This is a genomic window from Anaerosalibacter massiliensis, assembly GCF_024623155.1.
Classification (GTDB): domain Bacteria; phylum Bacillota; class Clostridia; order Tissierellales; family Sporanaerobacteraceae; genus Anaerosalibacter; species Anaerosalibacter massiliensis.
This window is the reverse complement of sequence record NZ_JANJZL010000003.1, coordinates 191,736-215,082: the sequence shown is the minus strand read 5'-3', so window position 1 is coordinate 215,082 and position 23,347 is coordinate 191,736. Positions and strand designations below refer to the sequence as shown.

23 protein-coding genes are annotated in these 23,347 nt (G+C 40.7%); 7 read left to right on the top strand and 16 right to left on the bottom strand.

What is annotated here, in order from left to right; translation table 11 throughout:
• Positions 1-72: 72 nt before the first annotated feature.
• The 16 genes from NSA23_RS06315 to NSA23_RS06240 form a co-directional block, all read right to left on the bottom strand.
• Positions 73-1,317, bottom strand: a complete 1,245-nt coding sequence (locus tag NSA23_RS06315; RefSeq protein WP_257490342.1) for a site-specific DNA-methyltransferase — start codon at positions 1,315-1,317, stop codon at positions 73-75.
• The gene (gene metK, locus NSA23_RS06310) at positions 1,307-2,473 is read right to left on the bottom strand and encodes a methionine adenosyltransferase (protein WP_147524971.1); all 1,167 of its coding nucleotides are present in this window, start codon (positions 2,471-2,473) and stop codon (positions 1,307-1,309) included. Before metK ends, NSA23_RS06315 begins: the two co-directional genes overlap by 11 nt.
• Positions 2,474-2,490: 17 nt before the next feature.
• The gene (locus NSA23_RS06305; protein ID WP_009052899.1) at positions 2,491-3,042 is read right to left on the bottom strand and encodes a P27 family phage terminase small subunit; all 552 of its coding nucleotides are present in this window, start codon (positions 3,040-3,042) and stop codon (positions 2,491-2,493) included.
• A 112-nt stretch (positions 3,043-3,154) separates the two neighbouring features.
• Positions 3,155-3,514: an HNH endonuclease gene (locus NSA23_RS06300; RefSeq protein ID WP_042679870.1), complete on the bottom strand. Its 360-nt coding sequence runs from the start codon at positions 3,512-3,514 to the stop codon at positions 3,155-3,157.
• Between the two features lie 120 nt (positions 3,515-3,634).
• Positions 3,635-4,093: an ArpU family phage packaging/lysis transcriptional regulator gene (locus NSA23_RS06295; protein WP_042679872.1), complete on the bottom strand. Its 459-nt coding sequence runs from the start codon at positions 4,091-4,093 to the stop codon at positions 3,635-3,637.
• A gap of 4 nt (positions 4,094-4,097) precedes the next feature.
• Positions 4,098-5,447 carry a DEAD/DEAH box helicase gene (locus tag NSA23_RS06290; RefSeq protein WP_042679875.1) on the bottom strand — a complete coding sequence of 450 codons (1,350 nt, stop codon included), beginning with the start codon at positions 5,445-5,447 and terminating at the stop codon, positions 4,098-4,100.
• The gene (locus NSA23_RS06285; RefSeq protein WP_039652072.1) at positions 5,428-5,709 is read right to left on the bottom strand and encodes a VRR-NUC domain-containing protein; all 282 of its coding nucleotides are present in this window, start codon (positions 5,707-5,709) and stop codon (positions 5,428-5,430) included. Before NSA23_RS06285 ends, NSA23_RS06290 begins: the two co-directional genes overlap by 20 nt.
• 257 nt (positions 5,710-5,966) lie before the next feature.
• Positions 5,967-8,312 (bottom strand): virulence-associated E family protein, encoded by a 2,346-nt coding sequence (locus NSA23_RS06280; RefSeq protein ID WP_042679878.1) that lies wholly within the window; start codon positions 8,310-8,312, stop codon positions 5,967-5,969.
• On the bottom strand, positions 8,309-8,728 hold the full coding sequence (locus NSA23_RS06275) for a DUF7768 domain-containing protein (RefSeq protein WP_039652070.1): 420 nt from the start codon (positions 8,726-8,728) through the stop codon (positions 8,309-8,311). Before NSA23_RS06275 ends, NSA23_RS06280 begins: the two co-directional genes overlap by 4 nt.
• Positions 8,729-8,730: 2 nt before the next feature.
• Positions 8,731-9,522: a phage antirepressor gene (locus tag NSA23_RS06270; protein ID WP_042679881.1), complete on the bottom strand. Its 792-nt coding sequence runs from the start codon at positions 9,520-9,522 to the stop codon at positions 8,731-8,733.
• 86 nt (positions 9,523-9,608) lie between these two features.
• The gene (locus NSA23_RS06265; RefSeq protein ID WP_257490341.1) at positions 9,609-11,429 is read right to left on the bottom strand and encodes a DNA polymerase; all 1,821 of its coding nucleotides are present in this window, start codon (positions 11,427-11,429) and stop codon (positions 9,609-9,611) included.
• 110 nt (positions 11,430-11,539) lie between these two features.
• On the bottom strand, positions 11,540-12,100 hold the full coding sequence (locus tag NSA23_RS06260; protein WP_042679885.1) for a DUF2815 family protein: 561 nt from the start codon (positions 12,098-12,100) through the stop codon (positions 11,540-11,542).
• 4 nt (positions 12,101-12,104) lie between these two features.
• Positions 12,105-13,232, bottom strand: a complete 1,128-nt coding sequence (locus NSA23_RS06255; protein WP_042679887.1) for a DUF2800 domain-containing protein — start codon at positions 13,230-13,232, stop codon at positions 12,105-12,107.
• On the bottom strand, positions 13,229-13,546 hold the full coding sequence (locus NSA23_RS06250) for an rRNA biogenesis protein rrp5 (RefSeq protein ID WP_042679889.1): 318 nt from the start codon (positions 13,544-13,546) through the stop codon (positions 13,229-13,231). The genes NSA23_RS06255 and NSA23_RS06250 overlap by 4 nt, the downstream gene beginning before the upstream one ends.
• A 318-nt stretch (positions 13,547-13,864) precedes the next feature.
• Complete coding sequence (locus tag NSA23_RS06245) at positions 13,865-14,359, bottom strand: RNA polymerase sigma factor (protein ID WP_042679893.1); 495 nt, start codon at positions 14,357-14,359, stop codon at positions 13,865-13,867.
• Positions 14,360-14,519: 160 nt separating this feature from the next.
• Complete coding sequence (locus tag NSA23_RS06240) at positions 14,520-14,729, bottom strand: hypothetical protein (RefSeq protein WP_042679895.1); 210 nt, start codon at positions 14,727-14,729, stop codon at positions 14,520-14,522.
• A 270-nt stretch (positions 14,730-14,999) separates the two neighbouring features.
• Here NSA23_RS06240 and NSA23_RS06235 point away from each other — a divergent pair, with 270 nt between their 5' ends.
• From NSA23_RS06235 to NSA23_RS06205, 7 genes are all read left to right on the top strand, one after another.
• A complete protein-coding gene (locus NSA23_RS06235) occupies positions 15,000-15,218 on the top strand; it encodes a helix-turn-helix domain-containing protein (protein ID WP_021401135.1) in 219 nt (72 codons plus the stop codon).
• A gap of 24 nt (positions 15,219-15,242) precedes the next feature.
• The gene (locus NSA23_RS06230; protein ID WP_042679898.1) at positions 15,243-16,481 is read left to right on the top strand and encodes an ABC-three component system protein; all 1,239 of its coding nucleotides are present in this window, start codon (positions 15,243-15,245) and stop codon (positions 16,479-16,481) included.
• On the top strand, positions 16,465-16,704 hold the full coding sequence (locus NSA23_RS06225; protein WP_021401094.1) for an ABC-three component system middle component 7: 240 nt from the start codon (positions 16,465-16,467) through the stop codon (positions 16,702-16,704). Before NSA23_RS06230 ends, NSA23_RS06225 begins: the two co-directional genes overlap by 17 nt.
• Complete coding sequence (locus tag NSA23_RS06220; RefSeq protein WP_042679900.1) at positions 16,682-18,319, top strand: DUF2326 domain-containing protein; 1,638 nt, start codon at positions 16,682-16,684, stop codon at positions 18,317-18,319. The genes NSA23_RS06225 and NSA23_RS06220 overlap by 23 nt, the downstream gene beginning before the upstream one ends.
• A gap of 19 nt (positions 18,320-18,338) precedes the next feature.
• On the top strand, positions 18,339-20,036 hold the full coding sequence (locus NSA23_RS06215; protein WP_257490340.1) for a site-specific DNA-methyltransferase: 1,698 nt from the start codon (positions 18,339-18,341) through the stop codon (positions 20,034-20,036).
• Between the two features lie 80 nt (positions 20,037-20,116).
• Positions 20,117-20,647, top strand: a complete 531-nt coding sequence (locus NSA23_RS06210; RefSeq protein WP_257490339.1) for a hypothetical protein — start codon at positions 20,117-20,119, stop codon at positions 20,645-20,647.
• Positions 20,648-23,155, top strand: coding sequence for a DEAD/DEAH box helicase (locus NSA23_RS06205; RefSeq protein WP_042679904.1), 2,508 nt, complete (start codon positions 20,648-20,650; stop codon positions 23,153-23,155). It begins immediately after the preceding gene.
• Positions 23,156-23,347 lie beyond the last annotated feature (192 nt).

Below are 23,347 nucleotides of genomic sequence, written 5' to 3'. Positions count from 1 at the left end.
TACCATATATCACTCTAACGCTACACAATAGCAAGTTATTTCTGTGCAAAAATGAATTTAAAACTTGCTCTATCAATCTAATTCATCAGAAGATGTGGCTGCCACATTAAATGGAATCTTCTCTTTTTCTCGAATGACATATACCTCTTTATCTGTTCCAACCTGCTCGATGTAACGCTTCACAATAACATCGCAGTACTTTTCATCCAGCTCGATGGTATAGCAAATTCTATCGGTCTGTTCACAGGCAATCAGCGTCGAGCCAGAACCTCCAAAAGGATCAAGTACGATACTATTAGTAAGGCTAGAATTCATAATGGGGTAGGCAATTAAAGCAATGGGCTTCATAGTCGGATGATCTGCATTCTTTTTCGGCTTATCAAATTCCCAAATGGTTGATTGCTTACGGTCTGAATACCAGAGATGCTTCCCCTTCTTTTTCCAACCGAATAGCACCGGTTCATGCTGCCACTGATAAGGGGATCTTCCAAGAACCAATGACTGTTTCTTCCAAATACAAGTACCGGAAAGATAAAAGCCTGCGTCAACAAAGGCTTTTCTAAAATTAAGTCCTTCTGTATCAGCATGGAAAACATATATACTTCCATCTGATGCCAATACCGATTCGATATTCTTAAAGGCATCTAATAAAAATTGATAAAATGCGTCATTGGCCATATTATCATTTTTGATTTTCCCAGTGGTTCCTTCATAGTTGACATTGTATGGGGGATCAGTTACCACCAGATTGGCGACCTTTCCTTCCATTAAAATGTTATATGTTTCTTTTTTTGTGCTGTCTCCACATACCAGTCTGTGCTTACCAAGTATCCATACATCTCCTAAACGCGAAACAGCGGGCTTATTCAGCTCGCTGTCCACATCAAAATCATCTTCTTTTATTTTTTCTTTCATCGTATCCTTGAAAAGATCATCTAGTTCTCCGGGGTCAAAGCCTGTCAGCGATACATCAAAGTCTGCAGCATTTAAGTCTGTAATGAGAAGTGCTAGTTTCTCCCTATCCCAATCTCCATTTATTTTGTTCAATGCAATATTGAGGGCTTTTTCCTTTTCCTCATTCATCTCAACAACTACGCAATCCACTTCTTCCATACCCATGTTCAGTAGGATTTTCAACCGCTGATGGCCACCAACTACTCTGCCTGTGGTTCTATTCCAAATAACTGGTTCAACATAGCCAAACTCCTCAAGTGAGCGTTTTAACTTTTCGTACTCTGGATCACCCGGTTTTAAATCCTTTCTAGGATTATAATCAGCAGGGATCAGCAGTTTCGTCTTAATTTTCTCAATCTGCATATTTTTCCACCGCCTCTTTTAGTTCGCTATATTTATTAACATCCTCCCAAGGGAAGAGGCAACTGTTAAAGTGACCATAGACTGCTGTATCAGAGTAATGAATGTTTCTAAGTCGCAACTTTTCTATAATTGCTGCAGGCCTCAAATTAAATACTTCTTGAGCAGCAATGGTTAGAACTTCATCAGAAACTGTTCCTGTTCCAAAAGTATTTATAGAAAAAGCTACAGGATTTGCCTTGCCAATGGCATAGGAAATAGCCACTTCACATTTCTCTGCCAAATCACACCACACAATATGTTTAGCAATATACCTAGCCATGTAAGCTCCGCTTCGGTCAACTTTGGTCGGATCTTTCCCACAAAGTGCTCCGCCACCATGTGATGCAAGTCCACCATAAGTATCCACCATGATCTTTCTTCCAGTTAAACCTGTATCTGCAGCAGGTCCTCCTAATACAAACTGTCCAGATGGATTAATAAGAATTTCTGTTTCATCATCAAAAGGGAAATCCTCAAAACACTGCCATAACACATTATTTAGAATATCTGATTTTAACTCTTCCTGAGTTTTATTCTTTTCATGCTGAACTGACACTACAATGGTCTTAACTCTCACTGGAACATCATCATTATACTCAATGGTCACCTGTGCTTTTCCATCGGGAAGGATACCTTTAATAAGTTTACCTTTCCTTGCCTCATCTAGTCTCTTTACAATTCGATGAGATAAGACAAGGGGAAGGGGAAGCATTTCTCTGGTTTCTTTTGTGGCATAACCATACATACTACCTTGATCACCAGCGCCGATGGAACCATATTGTTCGTTTATACCATTTCGTGCTTCTAGTGCAGTATTCACACCAGCTGCAATATCAGAACTCTGATTGTGTACATATACATAAATTAAAAATTTCAAAGGGTTATAACCTAGTTCTTTTAGCACATTCTTAACAATGCTTCTGATATCAATTTTCTCGCTGCAGGAGATCTCGCCCGCCACGATAATTTTCCCTTTAGTAGCCATAACCTCACACGCTACGCGTGACGCTTTATCTCTTCTAAAGCATTCATCCAAAATATTATCAGCAATAATATCGCACAGTTTATCAGGATGTCCTGCACATACACTTTCTGCTGTTAAATATCTCTTACTCATCTCACATCTCCTTATTATTATTTACCTCTACGGGCAGTCAACAGTCGTTCCATCACATCATCCTGTGGATTTGTACCGGAATACTCTGTCGCACAGTTTTCACGAACAATCTGATATATTTCCATCCAGAGTCTGTTGGTTTGACTCATAAAATTATGGCTCATGGAAACGTATGGACTTTGGATAGCGTTGCCAGTAGTTGGATGCTTAGCAAGAAAACCAAACTCACTTATTGCTTCCTCACACTGTATCCACCTAGCAGCACTCATGGCATATCTTTCTAATAGCTGTGGTAGAACTAGATGTGCACACCCTCGCTCCTCAAGCCATTTCCACGTAAGCTCATAAATTTCGCTAGCTACTAAGGTTTTACCATCCTTTTGTACTGCTGAAAGCATAGCCCTTGGCTGTGGCATCTCCTGCCCTTGAAGTTCTGCGGTATTTTTAAATTCAATAACTTCCAGTTTTCTTTTTCCGGGATTTCCCTCAGCAATTTTATCTATAAGTGCTTTCTTTTTCTGGCCAGATCCAATACGGGCACCACCTCGATTTGTACCATCTTTGGCCATTAACTCACCTCTTTTCTTATTAAGGGGGTATTACCCCGTTTGAAACTGCGACTTTTTGCACGAAGCCCCACGCCCGTTGTCCACTTAAAAGGCTGTAGAGATTCGACTCCCCCTACCGGGATGGCCAACGGTCTCCATCTCTTGCTGTGATGGCAGAGTGACAAGGAGTACAAAGAGCCATCAAGTTACTTTCATCGTGTGTTCCCCCTCGCGACAAAGGAAGGATGTGATGCACTTCAGCAGCCGGTGTCAGCTTTCCCTGCCTTTTGCACTCTTCACACAGAGGATGGGCTGTGATGTAACCGTCACGTATTCTTTTCCACGCACGACCATAACGCTTCCTCGTCTCTGGATCGCGCTGATATTTTTCATATCGTGAAGCTTCCTTTTTGGCATGCTCCGGACAAAAGCGTTCATCTGTCAGCTCAGGACAACCAGGAGAAGAGCATGGTCGTTTAGGTTTCCTTGGCATTTCGCACCTCCATTTGGGTATAGAAAAAGCCCCCGCGGTTTTTCCACGAAGGCTCTCTACAGTTTTTCACAATACCATTGTATAACCGATTTCTAATAAAATCGTCCACGATATTACTCATTACTTTCCATAGAGCAGTAGCGCTAGATGCTGAAGCGCCCGATTCTTCTTGTTGTATGCAGAGGAACGTTCAATGTTAAAGCGGTCACAAATGTTATACACTGCATCTATCTGCTTTTGTTCATCATCCAAATAGAACTCCTTTAACACATACTGTTCATCCTCCGTTAAGGCATCCCACGCCGGTTGAAACCAGTCCATGTATTCCAGTGCTTGACGATAGCGTTCTTTCAATACATCAATTTCATTGATGCAGGCAATGAGCCTTTTCTCTCCTGCTTTTGGATCATGGGTCGATGGCATGCCATTTAGAACTGGAGAAGCAGTGGAACTCATTTCTTCGTTGAGAGTAGCAATGTCCTCATCAGTATGTTCTATGATGTACTTCATGCTGCTGTAATCTTTTAAGGCATTAATTGCCGCTGCTCTTTTATCTAAATACTGCCAGACAATGTTCATCGTATCAGACCTCCTTTAGTGTTGCTTTTACCGCATCTATCAGTGCGGATTGGGTATTGTCTTTATCTTTTAAAGCTTTCATTACACGCTCATCAATGGTGCCTTTGGCAATCAGGTGATGGATCACTACCGTTTCATTTTGTCCTTGACGCCAAAGACGGGCATTGGTTTGCTGGTAAAGCTCCAAGCTCCAAGTCAGGCCAAACCATACAAGAGTTGAACCTCCAGCTTGCAAGTTCAGTCCATGGCCTGCTGATGCTGGATGGATGACTGCAATGGGGATTTCTCCATCATTCCACCTTTTAATAGAATCGCTAGTGGATAATACCTCAACTTCAAAGCGCTTTTGTATTCGAGATAAATCATGCTTAAACCAATAAGCAATTAGAACTGGTTTGCCATTAGCGGCTTCGATTAAGTCTTCCAGTGCATCCAGCTTACGGTCATGTATATGAATAACTACACCTTGATCATCATAGACTGCTCCGTTTGCCATCTGCAGGAGCTTTCCTGAAAGAGCTGCTGCATTAGCAGCAGTAATATCCTCACCTTTCACCGTTGTAATTAAATCCCGCTTCATAGTGTCGATAGTTTTCATTTCTTTTTCAGAAAGCTTCACTGGCACTTCGTTTATAACCAACTCCGGCAACTTCAGGTAGTCTGTCCCTTTCATGCTAATAGTGATGTCAGATATGAGCCTATAAATAGCTTCTTCTGCTCCCGGTTTTGGTTTGTAGGAGAAGATCACTTGCTGATTGCGTTTATCTGGTACGAAAAAGTCCTCTCGATATCTGCCAATAAACCTGCCCAATCGCTGTCCCATATCCAGCAGGCGATACTCAGCCCATAAATCCATCAGTCCATTGGATGATGGCGTTCCGGTAAGCCCTACGATCCTTTTAATCTTTGGCCTGACTTTAAGTAGGCTTTTAAACCGTTTCGCTTGATGGGATTTGAAGGATGACAGCTCATCGATTACTACCATGTCAAAATCAAAGGGTATGGCACTTCTAGAAATTAGCCATTCGACATTTTCTCGATTGATGATGTATACCTGAGCTCTTTTCATAAGGGCTGTTTTCCTCTGTACCTCAGAGCCAACTGCTACGGTGTATTTAAGACCTTTTAGGTGATCCCACTTTTCAAGCTCTGCAGGCCATGTATCTCTGGCTACTCGAAGAGGTGCAATGACCAGAACCTTACGAACAAGAAAACTATCCAGTGTTAAATCAAAGATGGCAGTTAAGGTAATGACACTCTTACCTAATCCCATATCTAAAAGCACTGCTGCTATGGGATGGGTGAGGATATACTCAGTGGCATAAACCTGATATTCATGAGGCTTGTATTTCATGAAGTATCCCTCCAATCTGTTCTATGTGATCCAGGCAGAATACCAAAAATCCAAGTGATTCTAACTGTCTTTTTCGCTTTTCCTGTAGAGGCCTTAAGGTTTTACCTGGAGCTTTTACCTCCACAAAAGCTATTTTTTTATCCGGCAAAAGAATCAATCTGTCTGGCATTCCATCAAAACCTGGTGATGCAATCTTCAGTGCAATGCCGCCTATATCTTTTACTGCTTTTACCAGTTGTTGTTCAATCCATTTTTCTCTCATATAGCCTCCATGTTCCCTAAATCCAAAAAGTCTCTATACGCGCGTATATACGCGTCTGCAGGTAATTTCTTCTTTTTGTCTTTAGGATTATTTTTAATAATTATTTTTGGAACAATGGAACATAAGTTATAAAGTAGCCTACTTTACAAGGGGCTGCCGCCTGTTCCGATGAGGTGTACCAAAAGACCGTTTTTGTTTCACCGGAACAGGTGAAATCTGTTCCCGAGAAAAAATTGTTCCATGTGTTCCAAACTAAATTATGTTTTGGGAACATAAACCCATTGTGGTCCATAAAGCGGGATACGTTCTTTTTTCACGAGTCCAGTCCAGCCTCCGATACTTGCCATAATTGCAGATATCTCATTGCCATCCATTCTTCGGAGATTGGCTCGATCTTTGCCAAAGCACTCACACCAGATTTCCATATTAGAAACCGATTTTCGTTTCCAAACACCAACCCTTTGGCTTTCACCAAACTCAGTCCCGTTGATATAGGCTCGACGTTCATATAGATCCATGGTGTCCCAATCCTCAGGTAAAAGCATATCAAGGTACTCTCTAACCAAACCTTCTCGCTCATCGGACTCCATAGCTTCTCGCTGTTCTTCTTTTGCAAGCTTTTCAAGGCTAGCATCAAGGTACAATTTCTCTCCAGCCTTTACATAGGTAAGAGCCTCAGCCCATATCTGCAGAATTTCATCCTGCTTTAGCTGCCAAGATTTTTTTGTGCCATTTCCCGGAGTCTTTACTGGCCAGAAGCGACGGTTTCCTGTGGTGTCCCGCAAATAGCCTTTCTCAGCATTGGTGGTTCCGAAAAAGATACATTGTCTTAAGTGCGGAGTAGCTCTCCTGCCAAAGCTGGCACGATAAATGTCATTTTGGCGAGACAAGAAACTTCGAAGTGTTTCGACTTCAGCTTTTTTAAGTCCGGCTAGTTCTCCAATTTCTAAAATCCAGTAACCTTGAAGTTTTTCTGCGGCGGTCTTATCCTTGGTATCCGATAAGTTCAAGCTATCTGAAAACCAGTCTCCACCCAACTTGGCTATGAGAGTGCTTTTTCCAACTCCCTGCGGGCCATTAAGAACCAACATGGAATCGAATTTGATACCAGGAGTTAGCACACGAGAGATAGCTGCACATAAAGTTTTTCTTGTTACAGCCCGAACATAAGAGTTATCTGATGCACCTAGATAATCGATGAGCAGGGTATCTACTCGCGGTACCTTATCCCATTCAGGGAGTGCATCAATAAACTCACGAATAGGATGATAAGATCGGTCGTCAGCTACCTTTGCTACGGCCACATCATAGTTTCTTGCAGAGAAGGTTCCGTAGTGGGTGTCAATGTAGCTGATTAGCTGGGCATCATCTGCATCTCTCCAGAACTTAGATGGATGTGGCCAAGGAACATCACCTTTAATTTCGAGACTGTCTGATAGCTGATTAAACACAATGCCTTTCAGATTTGGATCATTTTCAAGTATTAAAATCAAGTTTCTAAGGGTATTTTTAACTGATCCTGTCTTGTCAAGCTCCAGCTGCTTTTCCCAATCTTCATCAATAAACTCTTTTTCAGCCTGAGCCTTTCGTTCTTCTGCAAACTGCTCTTTTACCCGTTCATCCTCTAAAGTTAAATCAGTCATAGCTTTAAACGAAGGTAGTTTGCTAGGTGATGTATTTTCTGCCGCCTTTTCATCTAAGTCGCGAAACTTATGCACTCGGACCAGATCAAAAGCGTTTAGCAGCATTCCACATGCTGGATCTGTGGCATGATGGCTATAAGCAAATTTACCGTCATAGATTACCAAGCCCGCAGAAGAATCTGCAGGGATATAATCAAACCTACCATTCATAGCACTTGACTCATATACATCCGTCAAGAATGTATTAATAGCTTCTTCAATGGTATAAGCTCTGCAAAATGCCCCGACAACGCCCTCTTTACTTAAAGGGTCTGCTTGCTTTGTGATTTTCCTTTGTACAACCTCTGATTGTCTTGTGGATACAGGCCACATGGATGTATCCCGCCAATCTGCATATTTGGAAAGATAAACATCAGGATCTAAAAGCTCTCCATCCTTTTCTTTAAAGACAAATTCTCCATCAGACGGTGTGGATGGCCAATACATTAACCTAGATGGCTCATAAGTGGTATCATCGAATAAATCAATCCCAATCTCCTTTGCAACCATCCGGCCAAGAGCTGGGTATTCATCCTCTGTTACTTCTCTTTTAATTGGAATGATAAGTCTTAATCGCGGTGCATCTGGTGTATGTTTATGGGTTGAATAGATGCAGCATTTGAAATCATGTAATGCTTCAATTTGATCCCAAATCCTCGGTTTGGCATAATCCATATCTAATGTCAGAAGGGAGCGGGAGAGGACATAACCATTTCTGCGCTTTCCTTCACGAAGAGCTCCTCCCACAAATCCACCGACGTCTTTTATTGAGTCCTGCTGAGCGCGACTCATTTTTCGGAATTCAGATACTGTTTCTGTTGTTCGTATAGTAGATTTAACTCGGGAGATGAAGTCCTCCCATGTGATGTCTTTGTTCTTCCACTTTTTATCCATTCGGCTGTTACCAACCGCTATCTTCATATCTTCTGCACCTCCCTGCAGTTTTCGGTAAAATACCGAATAGGAATACGATGCTTCGATGCTTTATCTATTTCTGCTTGCATTCCTTTTGAGATGTTGCGACCAAATACCCACAGTTCCTCGCACTTTCTAAGCCAAACCATTCCAAAGAATAGTCCTAGTTTTCTTTGTTCTGGATCGCTATCATCTAGAACTTGAGGGTATAGCAGATGAGGAGCAAAAGGAATAGTTCCTTGCTCCACTGCAAACTTCAGATATTTTCTGGCCTTCTTCAGATTTTTTTCTGTATCCCCAGCAAAAGGTGAACAAATAAAGACACAAGGTTTGTAGCATTTTACTTTTTCTTCACGCATGACATTTTCCAAGGCTTCTGCTGCAGTTGGATCTGGATAGCTATCGGCGTTATATCTATCCATAACTACATCCCCTCGAATTCAGACTCTTGTTCAATCAGTGGTAAAATGCCATGATCCTTTAGAAGCTCATAAATAAACAAGCGTCCTTTCTGAGTCCAATAGGTATGAACCTTTGAATGTATCGTTCCATCCTTTCCAGGGTACGTATGGGTTTTTGTTGTTGTATATCCATGTTGGGCATACTTTTGATATAAGAGCCAGATTTTCCCTTGACGGAACTGAACGCCAAGATCATGTAGATATTCATTGAACCAGCGACCAGACTTTCCATAATCCTTGGCGATTGTTGTGATAGACACCGCATCCTTGCAATTAAGCACCACATCGTAATAACTGGCTTTTGGTTTCATTTCTGCAATCTGCTGTTCCTGAATACTAATCGTAGTTGTTAGCTCGGCATTTTTGGCTCTTGCAGCTTTAAGTTCCTGCAATGCTTTAATTAAAAAGTCTGGATTAGCAAGCAACTCATCTGTAGCATAAAGTCCATGCCTTCTGATTGAAGGAAGAACCTCATGAGTTACCCAGCGCTTGAACTTTTTAGCCCCTGGCTTGTCAGAGCGAAGAATTAAATTGTATAGTCCACTTTCATTGATACATGTCATTTCCTGCGGACCACCAGGGGTGTCCACTCTTACCGGCTCCCTTTCATCGGCATCTAATCTTTCTGCCGCATCTCGATATTTTGAGATACCGAGTACAGCACAGACATCCTTAAGTACCCACCAAGGACTACCTTCCTTTAAAATTGTTCTGACATTGTTGCCCTCGTAGTTGAAAATAGTTAATTTGTTCATATCGAACCTCCAGCATATAGTTGTAGAGCGATAAAACATGCCCTCAGCTATAAGCAAAAAAAGAGGAGGCTTCGAACCCCCTCAAATTAATCTTTTTTATAAAAATCACATTCAAACCCATCAGCACGAAGCAAAAGCCCCTGAGCCCAAGGTGGTGTCTGTCCCATAAGAGCACATATATCTGGAACAGATACTTCTAAAGGAACCTCTAAAACTACCTCATCATGGACATGCATTACAATATCAAAACCTTTTTCATTAAGCTTTCTCATGGCATAGCAAAGAAGATCTCTTGAAATGGCCTGCACGATGTTCTCAACAAACTTCGGACCATAGCTTTCAATACGCTCCCACTTCTTTGTGGCACCAACGCCTTCATACGTCACTGTTTCACTGCCGAATCTGTTAATCCCCATCCTTGGTTTGACATAGGTAAGCTGTCTCCCGGATGGCAGCCATATCAACAGCATTCCACTACGATATTCAAATCGGATACGATGAGTTTCTGTTCTGGATCTTTCTTTTACAGCTTTTTTAACTGCTCTATCGACATCCCACCAAAGCCTAACAATGTTTGGATTCGCATTTCTCCACGCATATACCAGTGGCTTTAACTCTTCTTCGGTAAGACCCATATCAAGTGCTCCCATTGCTTTTAACGCACCAACCGATCCACCATAACCCAAGGCCAACTCCGCAATTTTTCCTTTTTGTCTGAGTGGACTACCTTTTGTGACTTCTTCCAAGGGGACCCTAAACATCTGGGAAGCGGATGCTTCGTAAATCTTGCCATGGGTAGCGAATACCTCATTTCTCCATGTCTCGCCTGCGAGCCAGGCAATCACTCTAGCTTCAATTGCACTAAAATCAGCAACAATAAACTTATATCCTTTCTTTGGAACAAAGGCAGTACGGATTAACTCGGACAAAACTCCTGGAACAGAATCGTACAATAATTCCAAGGCCTCAAAATGACCACCTCTAACTAACCTTCGCGCCTGCTCCAGATCCGGCAAATGGTTCTGCGGAAGATTTTGAACTTGTATAAGCCTCCCTGCAAATCTGCCGGTTCGATTGGCACCATAAAACTGCAATAGACCACGTGCTCTTTCATCTGCACATACTGCATTTTCCATAGCGGTGTATTTCTTTACACTGGACTTGGCTAGTAGTTGCCTCAATTCCAGCACTTCACTCAGGTGATCTGGAGCTTCCTTTAATAGTGCCTTAACTGACGCCTTATCAAGACTATCCGTTTCCAGACCACTTTCCGATAGCCAGGTTTTCATCTGGGTCACTGAGTTTGGATTTTCAAGTTTAGTAAGCTCTTTTAGTCGGCTTGTGAATTCCTCTCGGGTTTGTTCATCACACTGGATAGCCTGCCTTACCAATTCTAAATCCAATTGAATACCTCGATCATTAATCTGCTGGTCTAGAATATAGTTCTGCCACTCCTCTTCTGGCATAGGGAACTTATGAAGCTTTGCCTGTATGGAAAGTTCAGCTTCAACATCTCGAAGGTTATATGCTTTGAAACTCTCCCACTTTTCTAAAGCATGCTCCGGTAGATTGCGAGTTCGGCCTCCATTAGACTGAGTCGCTTTGCAGGGAACTGAGAAATATCTTATGAGTTCCTTACCCTCAGTCAGCTTTTTCTTATCAGCTCCTGTTACAAGAGCCGCTCCTTCTAGCGATAGAGGAAGTCCTAGGTAGGCAGACCACACCATCGTACAACGCCATGAAGCAGGCTCAAGCCAGACACCAAAATGACGAGACAAGCAGATTCGTTCAAATTGAGCATTAAATGCCCACTTTATAATCTGGCTATCTAGAACTGCATTCTGGATTTCTTGTGGGATCTTTTCGCCACATGCCAAATCAACTACCTGTACAGGACCACCATCCACACTGTAGCCCAAAAGTAGGATTTGAAAATCCGGTGCTTCAGCGTAACGATAGACCCCGCTTTTGGCGATGTCTACGCTACTATATGTTTCTATATCTATGCTGAGGGTTCTCATGATAAAAAGTCGTCATCCACGTCAGTGGCAAAGTCATCAGCTGCATTGGTTCTACCGCCTAAAGGCTCACCATCGCGGATTTTTTGAATGTTTCCAAGGCCACACGCTATACCCTTATTTCCATTGGAGTTAAAGGCGTAGAAGTTGATACTCACTCTTGCATAGACACCGGAGTACACTTCTGAACGATCAAGGATTGGATTGACGTTTCTGTCTACAATTTGTGGAGCAGTATTGCTGTTGGCATTGATAAAATAGCTGTTGGCATAAGCCTCATCATCCGGACGATCAATGTCGCCATCACGCAGAGGGAGCTTGAGAACTGCTTTATTGGGAATCTTCCCACCGAATTTACCTTTACCTTCCTCTATGGCGGCATTCACTGCTTCGTTGATAGCGCTTAAGGTTTTAGTATCACTCTTAGGGATAATCAGGCTCACACTGTATTTTTCAGTACCGCCATTGATAGATTTAGGTTCCCAGACATTGGCATAAGAGAGTCGTACAACTCCTGTGATTACTTTCGTTGGGTTCGTTCTTTTTACTGTTTTTGACATAGTATTATACCTCCATAAAATCATTTTTTGCTGATGATGTGTTCATTTCAGGACGCTTGTCTGAAACTGGTACTAGCGTCGGTTTGCCTGGTGGCTTCATAATTAGTCCACCAATGACTTCATTAAATTTTGTCTTGCCCATCAATTTCTCCATTTCAGTAATAGTGATGAGACTTTGCTTGTATATGTCGCGATAACCTGCATTCTTTGCCGCTTCTGCGACCGCTTCTTCATCTTTGTATTTACGGTTGGAACGGCCTTCGACTACTTTAAAGCCGGGCCACTTCTTTCCATGATTAACTGCTGCATCTGTCGCATAGGCTATAATCTCATTTGTCCATCTGGTGAGATCACCGATAGAAGATAGAATCTCAGCAATTTCTTCATCTGATAAAAGTGGCGGTAGCGCAAACTCAAATGTAGCCAGTTTCATTTTCGCTTCTGCTCTTGCTCGACATTTCACTGCAGCCCGACAAAATTGACACCACTCTCCGGGGCAATAGTTTCCGTCACCAGCGAAGGCCAGTTCAGCTTTAGGTTTCAAAACTTCTTCAGCCCATCGATACAAGCTTTCTTTTGAGACTGTGGACGTGCTGATATTTTCACGACGAGGTTGATAAATTGTCATTAAAACCATCTCGATGTCATAAATACCATCAAAGAGACCTAGTGCACCAAGGGCATATAGTTTCATTTGAGGATTGTCCTCTGCGCTGACTAAGACACCCTGACCATACTTAAAATCAATAATGTGAAGAGTTCCGTCAGCGATAATTACACAATCCCCGGTCCCAAAGCCATCAGGAACATACTTTGAAAAATCAAGCCGCTGTTCTATCAAGATTAAGGGGTCACTACATGTCTGCTTGGCTTGCTCAATCACTTCAAGCACATACTCTACATATCCATCGGTGTAATTATCCATCTCATCTGAGTCATATGGAGAAACCGGCTTTTTTGATCTCATCTTAAGCGCCTTGCGGAGTTTATGTTCACTTAACGCATGGGCAGCTGTGCCTTCAGCTGCAGCTTCACCGCTGTTGTCATCAAACTCCAGCTCCAACCTTGCCGATGGTGTACAGTTCATCCAGCGATGAGCTCCAGATGCAGAGAGAATTGCATGTTTACTCATTTCAATCCCTCCGCATCTGCAAGCAGTGCAGCATACTTGCTTGGATCAATCTGGCTGAGTTTTGATGCACCATACTTTTCTAGAAGTGCTCTTACTTCAGCTGTAAATCCGTCATGGCTTTTTTCCGCAAGTACTGCCCTTACTTCTTCTAAAGTGATCTGCTTTTCTTCAGGCTGTTTTTCAGGCTTTGGTTGCTCTGGCTTTGTACCCTCATTAGGACCATTACTTGCTATTGCATCAGCTACAGCCTGAACACTATCTGCCAACGATCTAAGATCTGACACCACATCGAGAAGAAGCTTAACCTTACTCATGGCCTACACCTCCTTCCTTGATTTCCTTAATTTCTACCGTCTCAACTGAGTCGCCGGGAGTAATTACTAGCAGACTAACTTTCTTTCCAAATAGGAAATCAAGCATTCTCGTTCGGATTGTCTTCCGACTGCTTTGAATTACTGAACTTCTTTCGCCACCGGGCCTTGCCACATTGATAGTAACTTTGTGTTTAAGGCTCATATTCCATCTCCTTTCCGGGGGCGATTCATCTGCCCCTCACCGATAAGCGAAAAAGAGAGTTCTTTCGAACCCCCTTTTGAGAAAAGATTTTTTATAACGGGTCCTTGCGAACCCTATTAGGATAGAATTTTTCTAAGTCGTTCTTGAAGCTTCTTAAGGCGACCGCGAATAGCCGCTTCTGTGACACCTTCTTCTGCTGCTATATCAGTGTTGGATCTTTTCTCAAGGTACACTTTTTTGAAGAGTTCTTTTTGCTGAGGTAAAAGACACTCCATTGCCTTGGTTAACTTGTCCAATATATTTTGATGCTGAGCTTCATCTTCTGCTTGGGTAATTAGATGTTCAGGATTCGTAGTATCATCTGCAAGATACTTATTGCGGTCATTTGCCGCTTCCTCTTCACCATCATGATAAGCATCCAGATGTGTTGTCACTCGATAATCGTACCGGCGCTGCTCGTCCACTTCGTCATCATCCATAGTATGTAAAAGCTCGATGTCCGCTTCGGTGACTCCATCTTCGCCTAGAGTTATAACAATCTTTGTTCCTTCAGCAGTGTAATAGATGTAGTTAGTTCTCTTCTTTTTACTTGTTTTGTACGCTCTTTTCATAATTTGACTCCTTTGGTTTTCAAAATTTGGCTTTGAAAAATCCGCAGAAGCCGAAAAGATCCGTAGAACAAAAAAGGACGGCCAAGATAGTTCTCTAGTGTGAGAACTTATCCTGGCCGTCGTGCAGCTCTGCGGATTTTTTATTTAGTTAGCTATCTTTCTATGCTACATTAGCATGACTTTCTACATGAAAAGCAGAATCGCTTAATCGAGTGACTATCGTCACAACACCATCACGTTCAATTCTTAAAGTTCCTCCAATAGGTATTTGTGTACTGGTTTTACAGCGTTTATATAACACTTCTATGAGACCTGTTGTTGCATTGCCCTTGCAAGCTATGCGACCATTACAATCACGAATTTCTTCCATGACTTACCCCCTTTTCAAAAAGTTCAGCTTGTCTTACCGTCTAACTAAATTTTATAAAGTCATACACTTTAAATCCTCAGCTACAACTCCGCTGACACTCCGCTAGGACTCCACAAATAACAATTCGTTTTTATGATGTCAAACGAACTAAGCGTTCGTAAAGATTGAATAAGCATATTTAAATAATTGATTGTATTTCGCTTAGTAAATTGCTATAATAATAAAGACACGTCTTTGGATACCATCCAATTGTGCTTGGAGGCGATTATAATGGCTTTTAGTTATAACAAATTGTGGAAACTTTTAATAGATAAAAAAATGATGAAAAAGGATTTAATGGCAATAACGAACTTAACGTCGACAACGATAGCAAAAATGAGTAAAGATCTGCCGGTAAGCATGGATGTGTTAGGAAGAATCTGTAAAGCCCTTGATGTCAACATTGGAGATATTGTTGACTACGTCGATGACGATACTTCAACAGATTAAATTCAATGAAAGGAGGCGCAATATATGAAAAAGCTATGTTTTGGTACTTTTGCAACAATTTTAAAGATTTGTAGCGCAAAAAGAATTTCACAAAAACTTCTATGTGGTACCATGCTGCTTTCTATTGCGCCTACTTATGATATTCGTGGTGAGGATGGTACTGTTTCAGATTTAATTCTGGGTAAAAAGAATCTATCGCCTAATATAACTGATAAAGCTCCAACAGTAGACCCACGCGCTGTTTCTAATTACTTTAAACAGCACATTCTTAACATGTTGGATAGCAATAAAAGGAGCCTCATCATTCTTGCTCTGAAAGACATTATTGCGTCTGATAATACAATTGAGCCTGACACAATAGTCGAAATAGTGAATGGCATGACCAAGAAATCTATAGTAAGACGTGATGCTTTTGTTTTTGAAGACTTTATCGCCGGAGTTTTTCTTTACACAGTATTAAATGTCGAGAACCGAAATTGCGAAGATAGCGTGAAAGAGACAACTGCCGAGTACATACAGTCCTTTGAAGATCAAAAAATGGATATTAGTTTCATTACAACGTATAGCAATTTGTCTATGGAAACTGCTTACGAAATTGCGATTGATGCCCGCTCTTTAGTGTTGCTTGCAGAAACAGGTGGCAAATGCCAAAAGTGCGGAAGAGTTTTAGGTATAAAAAAAGAAGGCAACGACGTTAACTATGCTAAAGTCGTTCGCCTTTCAGAAACTGATGAAGTGGTTTTATGTGTTGAATGTGAGCGCGAAATTCAAAATGCTTCTGAGGAAGTAAAATTAGCTTTACTATCAGAAAAGCATGACTTGGAAGTTCTTATGGCTGCAAGAGATGCAACCTCGAGATATACAATAGAAAAGCAAATCGAACAAGTACTTCGGGAAGTTGACTTAATGGATGTTACTGATGATACACAACTCAAAATTGAACCTGTAAAAGTTGAGAATAAAATCACTGAAAAACGTTTGAAAGAAAGAGTGCTTTTTGATGTTCGGTGGTTGTATCAGGGAGTCAATGATGCATTAGATCGGTTGGCCGGAGAAAACAAGCTGAACGTCGATAAATTTGCAAAAAGCGTCAAACGGATGTATGAAGATGCAAGTGAATCACATATATCTCAAAGCGCAATATACAACCTACTTGTTGAAACTTTGTTTGAAAAAACCGGCCGCAAATATAGAGAAGCTTGCGAGATAATAATCTCCTACTTCGTTCAAAGGTGTGAGGTGTTCGATGAGATTACCAAATAAAGTAACTTCCTATACAAACAGCGTTATTTCTCTTTTCCCAGATATTTTAGAGGCATTAGCACAACAGGATATGTCACCTAAAGAGTTATTTGAACTAACTAGATATCGTGAAAAGGACATGGCTGATTTCCTGAGTGCTTTAGACTGCTTGTTTGCATTAGGTAAAATTGGACTAATTGAAGAAGGGAGGGTGCTACGATATGTTGATAGAGATTCAATGTGATAAATTTGCTCCAGAGCATCAAATTATCCGGTTTAACTCAGGCTTAAATACAGTTCTAGGTAGCGCAGGCGGTAGCAATGCAATCGGAAAATCAACATTCCTATGGATTATAGATTATGTATTCGGCGGTGAAAGCTACTACTCCCTGACAGATGATATAAAAAAGGAAATAGGCCCACATACCATCTATTTCACTTTCGAATTTGAGGGACAGCCATATTATTTCTATAGAAGCACTGACGATCCTAAAAGTGTATATCGAATCGATAAAGAGCGCCATTTCATAACAAAATTGACGCTTGACGAATTTCGAAGATTTCTGTTTCAGGAATATAAAATTGGGCTACCAGCCCTTACGTTTTCAGAAATAACCGAGCGTTTTTTCCGTATCTATGGACGTGAAAATACACTAGAAAAGTATCCATTGTTAGTGAAACCTCGTGAGCAAGATGAAAAGGCTGTGGATTTTCTATTGAAGCTATTTGGTCATTACAAAATCCTTGCTTCTATCAAATTTATGGAGGAAGAACTCGGAATTAAAGCTTCACAGCTTAAATCTCGTCAGCGTCAAAAGGTGGACATAGATAAAATCGAAAGTAACCAAAAGACTATCGAGTCATTGAGAAAGAGACTCCAAAAGCTAATGAAAAACAGCGAAGAGGCTCAATTAGCAATGTTTGGGTTTGATACACAAACATTCGAACGAATAACAGCTGTTCAAAAAGAATTGAATAGCATAATACGTAAGCGCAATCGTCTGCAATCACAGCTAAATGCTATAAAAAGCAATATAACTGACAGCAAGGCTGAAACCGCAAGTGAATTTGAATCCTTGCTACGCTTCTTTCCAAATGCAAATTTAAAAGCATTTGAAGAAATTGAACATTTTCATATAAAAATCAGAGAGATTTTAGGCGAAGAAATGGATCAGGAAATCTATCGATTACAACCACTAATCGAAGAATATGATAAGGAAATCAGACGCCTAAATCGAAAAATCGAAGAGTCCGGTATAGCAAAAGAGATGTCTGAGAGAGTACTCTCTCAGTGTGTTAATGTATCAAAAAGCATTGATAGACTTGAAGAAGAAACAGCCGAGTTGATTCATCAAAAAGAGTTGCAGGATGCTCGAGCTGAAGCAGAGCAAAAACTTGAAAAACTATTGTTGCAACAAACTGAAAAACTAGGCGAGATACAAGATGACATCAATCTTCGTATGGAAACAATTAACGGCGTAGTAACTGAGAAACAGGAAACTGCTCCTCTTTTGTATATCACTCCCCAGAAGGACATCATCTTCGAAACTCCTGGCAACACAAGTGAAGGAACAGCATTCAAGAGCCTTGTTGTGTACGATTTGAGTGTACTTGAATTACGCCCAATTCCTGCGATCATCCATGACTCCAATATTCTTAAACGTATTGAGGATGTTCATCTGGAGCATATATTGGAACGTTATCAATCTACCAAGCACCAGGTTTTTATTGCATTTGATAAAGCTGATTCTACAACCGAGAAAGCACATAGAATTTTAGAAGAAACAGCAATCTTGCGCTTATCAGACGGAAATGAACTTTTTGGTCGTTCGTGGAGTAAGTACGAAACGAATGATTAAATATAGGAGGATTTAAAAAATGGCTGCAATCAATGATTTACTGCGTCAAATCCCTGACACTTCTTTGCGTAATCGCTTGGAACAGGAATTTGCCCGCATATCAAAAAACAAAAAATTTGGTCTTGTATTTGAGGAGCACATCCCTGAATGCACTCCACTTTATGAAGTTCCTATCAAACGTGGCTCGACTGTTGCACAAAAAACAGGCCACATTAATGATGTATATACGGTACTGAAGTTAGATGGAGATGTTGCCCTTTGCCGCAACAAAGCAACTGGTAATACCGAGAACATACCAATCACGGAGCTAGTTTCAGTTGCTCAATTTGGCGAGCCAATTTTTCCCACTCTTCAACCGATTGATTCTGTAGAAAATGCGCCTGATAGTAACTTATGGCATGCAGTCATTGAAGCAGACAATTATCATGCCCTTCAGTTACTGGAATATCTCTACCCTAAGAAGGTTGATTGTATTTATATCGACCCCCCATACAACACAGGTGCGCGGGATTGGAAATACAATAATGACTATGTTGATTCTAGTGATAACTGGCGCCACAGTAAGTGGCTCTCAATGATGCAAAAACGATTAAAGATTGCAAAAAGAATACTTGCTGATGATGGCGTTTTGATTACTACAATAGATGATAATGAATATGCACATCTATGGGTTCTACTTCATGAACTTTTTCCAAACCTAACTCATACTTGTGTAACCATTCAGCATAATCCCGGTGGAACTCAGGGCAAAAAATTCTCTGTGACTCACGAATATGCGATATTTTCATATTCAGCAGAAAGTACTATTTACCGCAAGCAACATACTGGTGGAGATGTATATAATCTAAGACGTTGGGGGAGCACATCAGGCCGATATGAAGGTGCGACATGTTTTTATCCAGTAATTTTAGACTCTAATTATAATATCATCGGTTTCGGTGATTTACTTGATAAAGAATTACACCCTACAGCTCAAGTAGAGCATAATGAAGATGGTACAATTTATGTTTGGCCCATTGATAAGAATGGCATTGAAAAGAAATGGAGATATGGGCGCGATACTGTAGAATCAGTAAAAGATAGAATGTTTATTGAAAAAAAAGGAGATCGAATAGAAGTTATCCTTCGTAGAGAAAGCGAACCTCCAAAAACGGTTTGGACTGATCCTTTATGTAATGCAGAAGCCCACGGTACAGATATGATTAAATCCATACTTGGTGGTGGCTTCTCATACCCAAAATCGCTTTATGCTGTCCATGAAGCATTAACATTCGCTGTATCCGGAAAGAAAAATGCTCTAATTGTTGACTTTTTTGCAGGTAGCGGCACCACATTACATGCAGTAAATTTACTTAATTCTGAGGATGACGGAAACCGCCGCTGTATATTAGTAACAAATAATGAGGTATCCGATGATGAAGCAAAGGCCTTGAAAAAAAATGGCTATCAGCCTGGCGACATTGAATGGGAAAAACATGGAATTTGTCGTGCGGTAACTTGGCCAAGGACAAAGTATAGCATTCTTGGCAAGCGAGATGATGGTTCAACCCTAACAGGTGAATACTTCACGACTCAGACTGCATCTAATGAGATTGAGCGCTCATTCTATCAGTTGGGTTTTGTAGATAATCCTTCTGAATTAACCGCTACTGCAAAAAGCAAATCGTCTCTTTACTCAAAAACAAGGAAGGAAAGGCACAACTACCGCAATCACTAGTAAGCAAAGACAGTAAATTCATCGTTTCGGATAAACATACAGCTTCAATTCTCTTTGATGTAGATTCCGCTGATGAGTGGTTGACTGCTCTTGAGGAACAGGATCATATCACAGACTTTTATATTGCATCAAAATCAGCTGCCATATTCAAGTCTATCAAAACACGTGTTTCTCACTTACTTGGGTCAATCATCGTAACATCACAAGTTAAGCGTCCTATGAGTGAAGGCTTTCCTGCAAACGCTGAATACTTCAAGCTAGAATTCTTGGATAAAAACAGTGTTTCATTAGGTCAACAGTTCCGCGAAATATTACCGTTACTATGGCTTAAATCTGGTGCCATTGGAAAACGACCAGAAGTAAACAGCAATGATGAACCTGAAATGCTAATTTTACCTCAAAATGGCTTTGCTATCCTGGTTGATGAAACAAAGTTTGCTGAGTTTACCGAAAAGCTTTCTGAAGAGGATAATATCCAAGTAGTCTACTTCGTTACTAACTCCGAGGAAGCTTTCCGTGAAATGACGGCTGGAGTAAAAGCAAATAACACATACCAACTTTATCGCGATTATATCGATAACTTTGTGTTGGGAAGCAGGAGGGATTCATAAATGAGAGATATATTATTTCCTTTTCAGGAAACGGCCCTTGCCGAACTACATGATAAAATTAATAAAGCGCATTTGATGTGGAGCGAACGCGATCCACAGATAATATCCTTTTCCGCCCCTACGGGTTCAGGAAAAACTATCATTATGACAACACTTTTTGAGGATATATTATATGGCAGTGCTGACAGCATTGGAGAGCCAGATTCTGTTTTCATTTGGCTATCCGATTCACCGGAGCTTAACGAACAAACAAGGCTGAAGATTGAAAGTAAATCTGACAAAATTCGTGTTCGTGATCTGGTAACAATAGAATCAACCTTTAACACTGAATATTTCGAGGGTGGTTGCATTTACTTTTTAAATACTCAAAAACTCGGTTCTGATAAACTGCTAACAGGGACTTCAGATACACGCCAATATTCCATCTGGGAAACACTTACTAATACTGCTAAGCGCAGTCCTAAACAATTTTATGTGGTGATTGATGAAGCGCATAGGGGTACCTATACATCCGTTCAAGCAGAAAACAAGGCACAGTCAATAATGCAAAAATTTATTAAAGGCAGTAAAGAAGACGGACTTTGTGTCATGCCTTTAGTGATCGGTGTGACAGCGACACCCCAGAGATTTGATAATTTAATTGCCGGAACGACATCAACCGTCCAGAAAGTCATCGTTCCACCTGAGCAGGTACGTGAGTCCGGTTTGTTGAAAGACAGAATCATCATACACTATCCAGATATTCAATTAACTGCCGATATGACAATGTTTAAAGGTGCAGTAGATAATTGGCGCAAAAAATGTGCTCATTGGAAATCCTACTGTGAGCGCGAAGACGAGAAAATGGTGAACCCTATTCTTGTTATACAGGTTGAAGATGGCAATGAGCGTGAAGCAACTCATACTGATTTAGGAACTTGTATTGATTTACTAGAAGAAACAATAGGACGCAAATTACAGCCAGGTGAAGTCGTGCATACATTCAATGACCGTGGCACACTTAAAGTACGTGATGTTGAAATACAACAAATAGAAGCGTCTAGAATAAATGACGAAGAAAATGTGATGGTTGTATTCTTCAAAATGAATCTCTCTACAGGATGGGATTGTCCACGTGCCGAAACAATGATGTCATTCCGTAGTGCGCAGGATTATACTTATATTGCTCAATTGTTAGGGCGAGTTATTCGTACACCTTTGGCCAGAAGGATATCATCTGATGCTGAACTTAACAGCGTCAGCTTATTCCTTCCATACTTTGATGAAGAAACGGTAAAAAATGTTGTTAATGCTTTACGTGACAGTGAAGCAATTATGCCAACAGAAACAGGAACTAACAAAGAGCTTGTAACATTAGGGCGAAACTTGGCATATACAGACGTGTTTGATGCAATGGATAACCTCATCACTTACCGGATAGATTCAGTTCGTAAGCAAGCACCATTAAAATTATTAATTCAGATTTCTCGTGCTCTTACCATGGATGGTATCGACTTAGAAGCTCAAAAGACTATCAAAAACACAGTGTTGTTAAAAATGCATGAGGAAATCACGCGGATCAAAGAAAGTGGTGATTTTGAAAACCGAGTAGCTGCAATCACTGGCTTTGAGCTTGGCACGTTGACATTTGATTATGGAGACAATGCCTATTCTTTTGATGAGTCCTCACAGACTATGACAGTATCAGAGTTTGATATTTCTCGTCATTTTGAACAATCGGGAAAATTGTTAGGGGAAGGCTTGCACAAAGAATATTGGATTCGGAATAGTACCAGGGATCATATTGATGTAAAAGTTGAAATAATCGTTCTTACAAATGATACTAATGCAATGGAAAGAATAAATGATTTCGCAGAGGAAGAATTTATTACACTGTATGAAAATAACAAACGCGCCATTGCAAAGCTAAATGAGGCACGAAAGAATGTTTATGAAAGATTAATCAACGCTTCAGCACAACCAATTGCAGTGCCATGGGTATTGCCGGATTCAATCGATTTTTATCTGCCAGACGATAGAATAAAGTTTGAACAACATCTCTACTGTGCTGAGGATGGCACATTCCAAACATCACTAAATAAATGGGAAAGCGGAGTTATTGATGAAGAACTAAAAAATGGCGCTATTTGCTGGTTGCGTAATCTTGATCGTAAAAAATGGTCACTCGAAATTCCGTATGAAGTTAACGGCGTTACCACTTCCATGTTCCCAGATTTGGTAGTTGTGAGAGCTGATACAGAAGGTTATGTTTTCGACATTCTTGAACCTCATGACCCTAGTCGTAAAGACAATTACCCCAAAGCTGTAGGATTAGCAAAATTTGCTGAGAAACACTGGGATAAATTTGGTAGGATTCAACTTATTCGACTAAAAAAAGGTGTGGATGGTCGTGACCATTTCTATCGTCTTGATATGGGAAAAACAACGGTTAGAAACAAAGTACGTGGCATTATATCAAATGAGGAGCTTGACAGAATTTTCGATACAGATGCGGAGAGAGAAGATTAAATTCTACATCTATCCTGTCAACTCAACCCCTACAAAAATAGGCGTTATCTAACCTGTCAACTCAACCCTATCACTTTCAGGGCAGTTGATATGTTACCTCAAACAATAAAAATAAGGGTTTCCTGATATGAGAACCTCCGGCAAAGTAGCCTATAGAAAAGCTCAATGTCTGGAAACCCTTTATTTATATAG

Bases quoted from the DNA above. Each gene is read 5' to 3' on its own strand.
- NSA23_RS06305 (WP_009052899.1), bottom strand. From the start codon at position 3,042: ATGGCCAAAGATGGTACAAATCGAGGTGGTGCCCGTATTGGATCTGGC.
- NSA23_RS06255 (WP_042679887.1), bottom strand. From the start codon at position 13,232: ATGAGTAAACATGCAATTCTCTCTGCATCTGGAGCTCATCGCTGGATG.
- NSA23_RS06220 (WP_042679900.1), top strand. From the start codon at position 16,682: ATGTTGATAGAGATTCAATGTGATAAATTTGCTCCAGAGCATCAAATT.
- NSA23_RS06290 (WP_042679875.1), bottom strand. From the start codon at position 5,447: ATGAAATACAAGCCTCATGAATATCAGGTTTATGCCACTGAGTATATC.
- NSA23_RS06295 (WP_042679872.1), bottom strand. From the start codon at position 4,093: ATGAACATTGTCTGGCAGTATTTAGATAAAAGAGCAGCGGCAATTAAT.
- NSA23_RS06250 (WP_042679889.1), bottom strand. From the start codon at position 13,546: ATGAGTAAGGTTAAGCTTCTTCTCGATGTGGTGTCAGATCTTAGATCG.
- NSA23_RS06245 (WP_042679893.1), bottom strand. From the start codon at position 14,359: ATGAAAAGAGCGTACAAAACAAGTAAAAAGAAGAGAACTAACTACATC.
- NSA23_RS06315 (WP_257490342.1), bottom strand. From the start codon at position 1,317: ATGCAGATTGAGAAAATTAAGACGAAACTGCTGATCCCTGCTGATTAT.
- metK (WP_147524971.1), bottom strand. From the start codon at position 2,473: ATGAGTAAGAGATATTTAACAGCAGAAAGTGTATGTGCAGGACATCCT.
- NSA23_RS06260 (WP_042679885.1), bottom strand. From the start codon at position 12,100: ATGTCAAAAACAGTAAAAAGAACGAACCCAACGAAAGTAATCACAGGA.
- NSA23_RS06300 (WP_042679870.1), bottom strand. From the start codon at position 3,514: ATGCCAAGGAAACCTAAACGACCATGCTCTTCTCCTGGTTGTCCTGAG.
- NSA23_RS06235 (WP_021401135.1), top strand. From the start codon at position 15,000: ATGGCTTTTAGTTATAACAAATTGTGGAAACTTTTAATAGATAAAAAA.
- NSA23_RS06270 (WP_042679881.1), bottom strand. From the start codon at position 9,522: ATGAACAAATTAACTATTTTCAACTACGAGGGCAACAATGTCAGAACA.
- NSA23_RS06240 (WP_042679895.1), bottom strand. From the start codon at position 14,729: ATGGAAGAAATTCGTGATTGTAATGGTCGCATAGCTTGCAAGGGCAAT.
- NSA23_RS06230 (WP_042679898.1), top strand. From the start codon at position 15,243: ATGAAAAAGCTATGTTTTGGTACTTTTGCAACAATTTTAAAGATTTGT.
- NSA23_RS06280 (WP_042679878.1), bottom strand. From the start codon at position 8,312: ATGAAGATAGCGGTTGGTAACAGCCGAATGGATAAAAAGTGGAAGAAC.
- NSA23_RS06285 (WP_039652072.1), bottom strand. From the start codon at position 5,709: ATGAGAGAAAAATGGATTGAACAACAACTGGTAAAAGCAGTAAAAGAT.
- NSA23_RS06205 (WP_042679904.1), top strand. From the start codon at position 20,648: ATGAGAGATATATTATTTCCTTTTCAGGAAACGGCCCTTGCCGAACTA.
- NSA23_RS06275 (WP_039652070.1), bottom strand. From the start codon at position 8,728: ATGGATAGATATAACGCCGATAGCTATCCAGATCCAACTGCAGCAGAA.
- NSA23_RS06225 (WP_021401094.1), top strand. From the start codon at position 16,465: ATGAGATTACCAAATAAAGTAACTTCCTATACAAACAGCGTTATTTCT.
- NSA23_RS06215 (WP_257490340.1), top strand. From the start codon at position 18,339: ATGGCTGCAATCAATGATTTACTGCGTCAAATCCCTGACACTTCTTTG.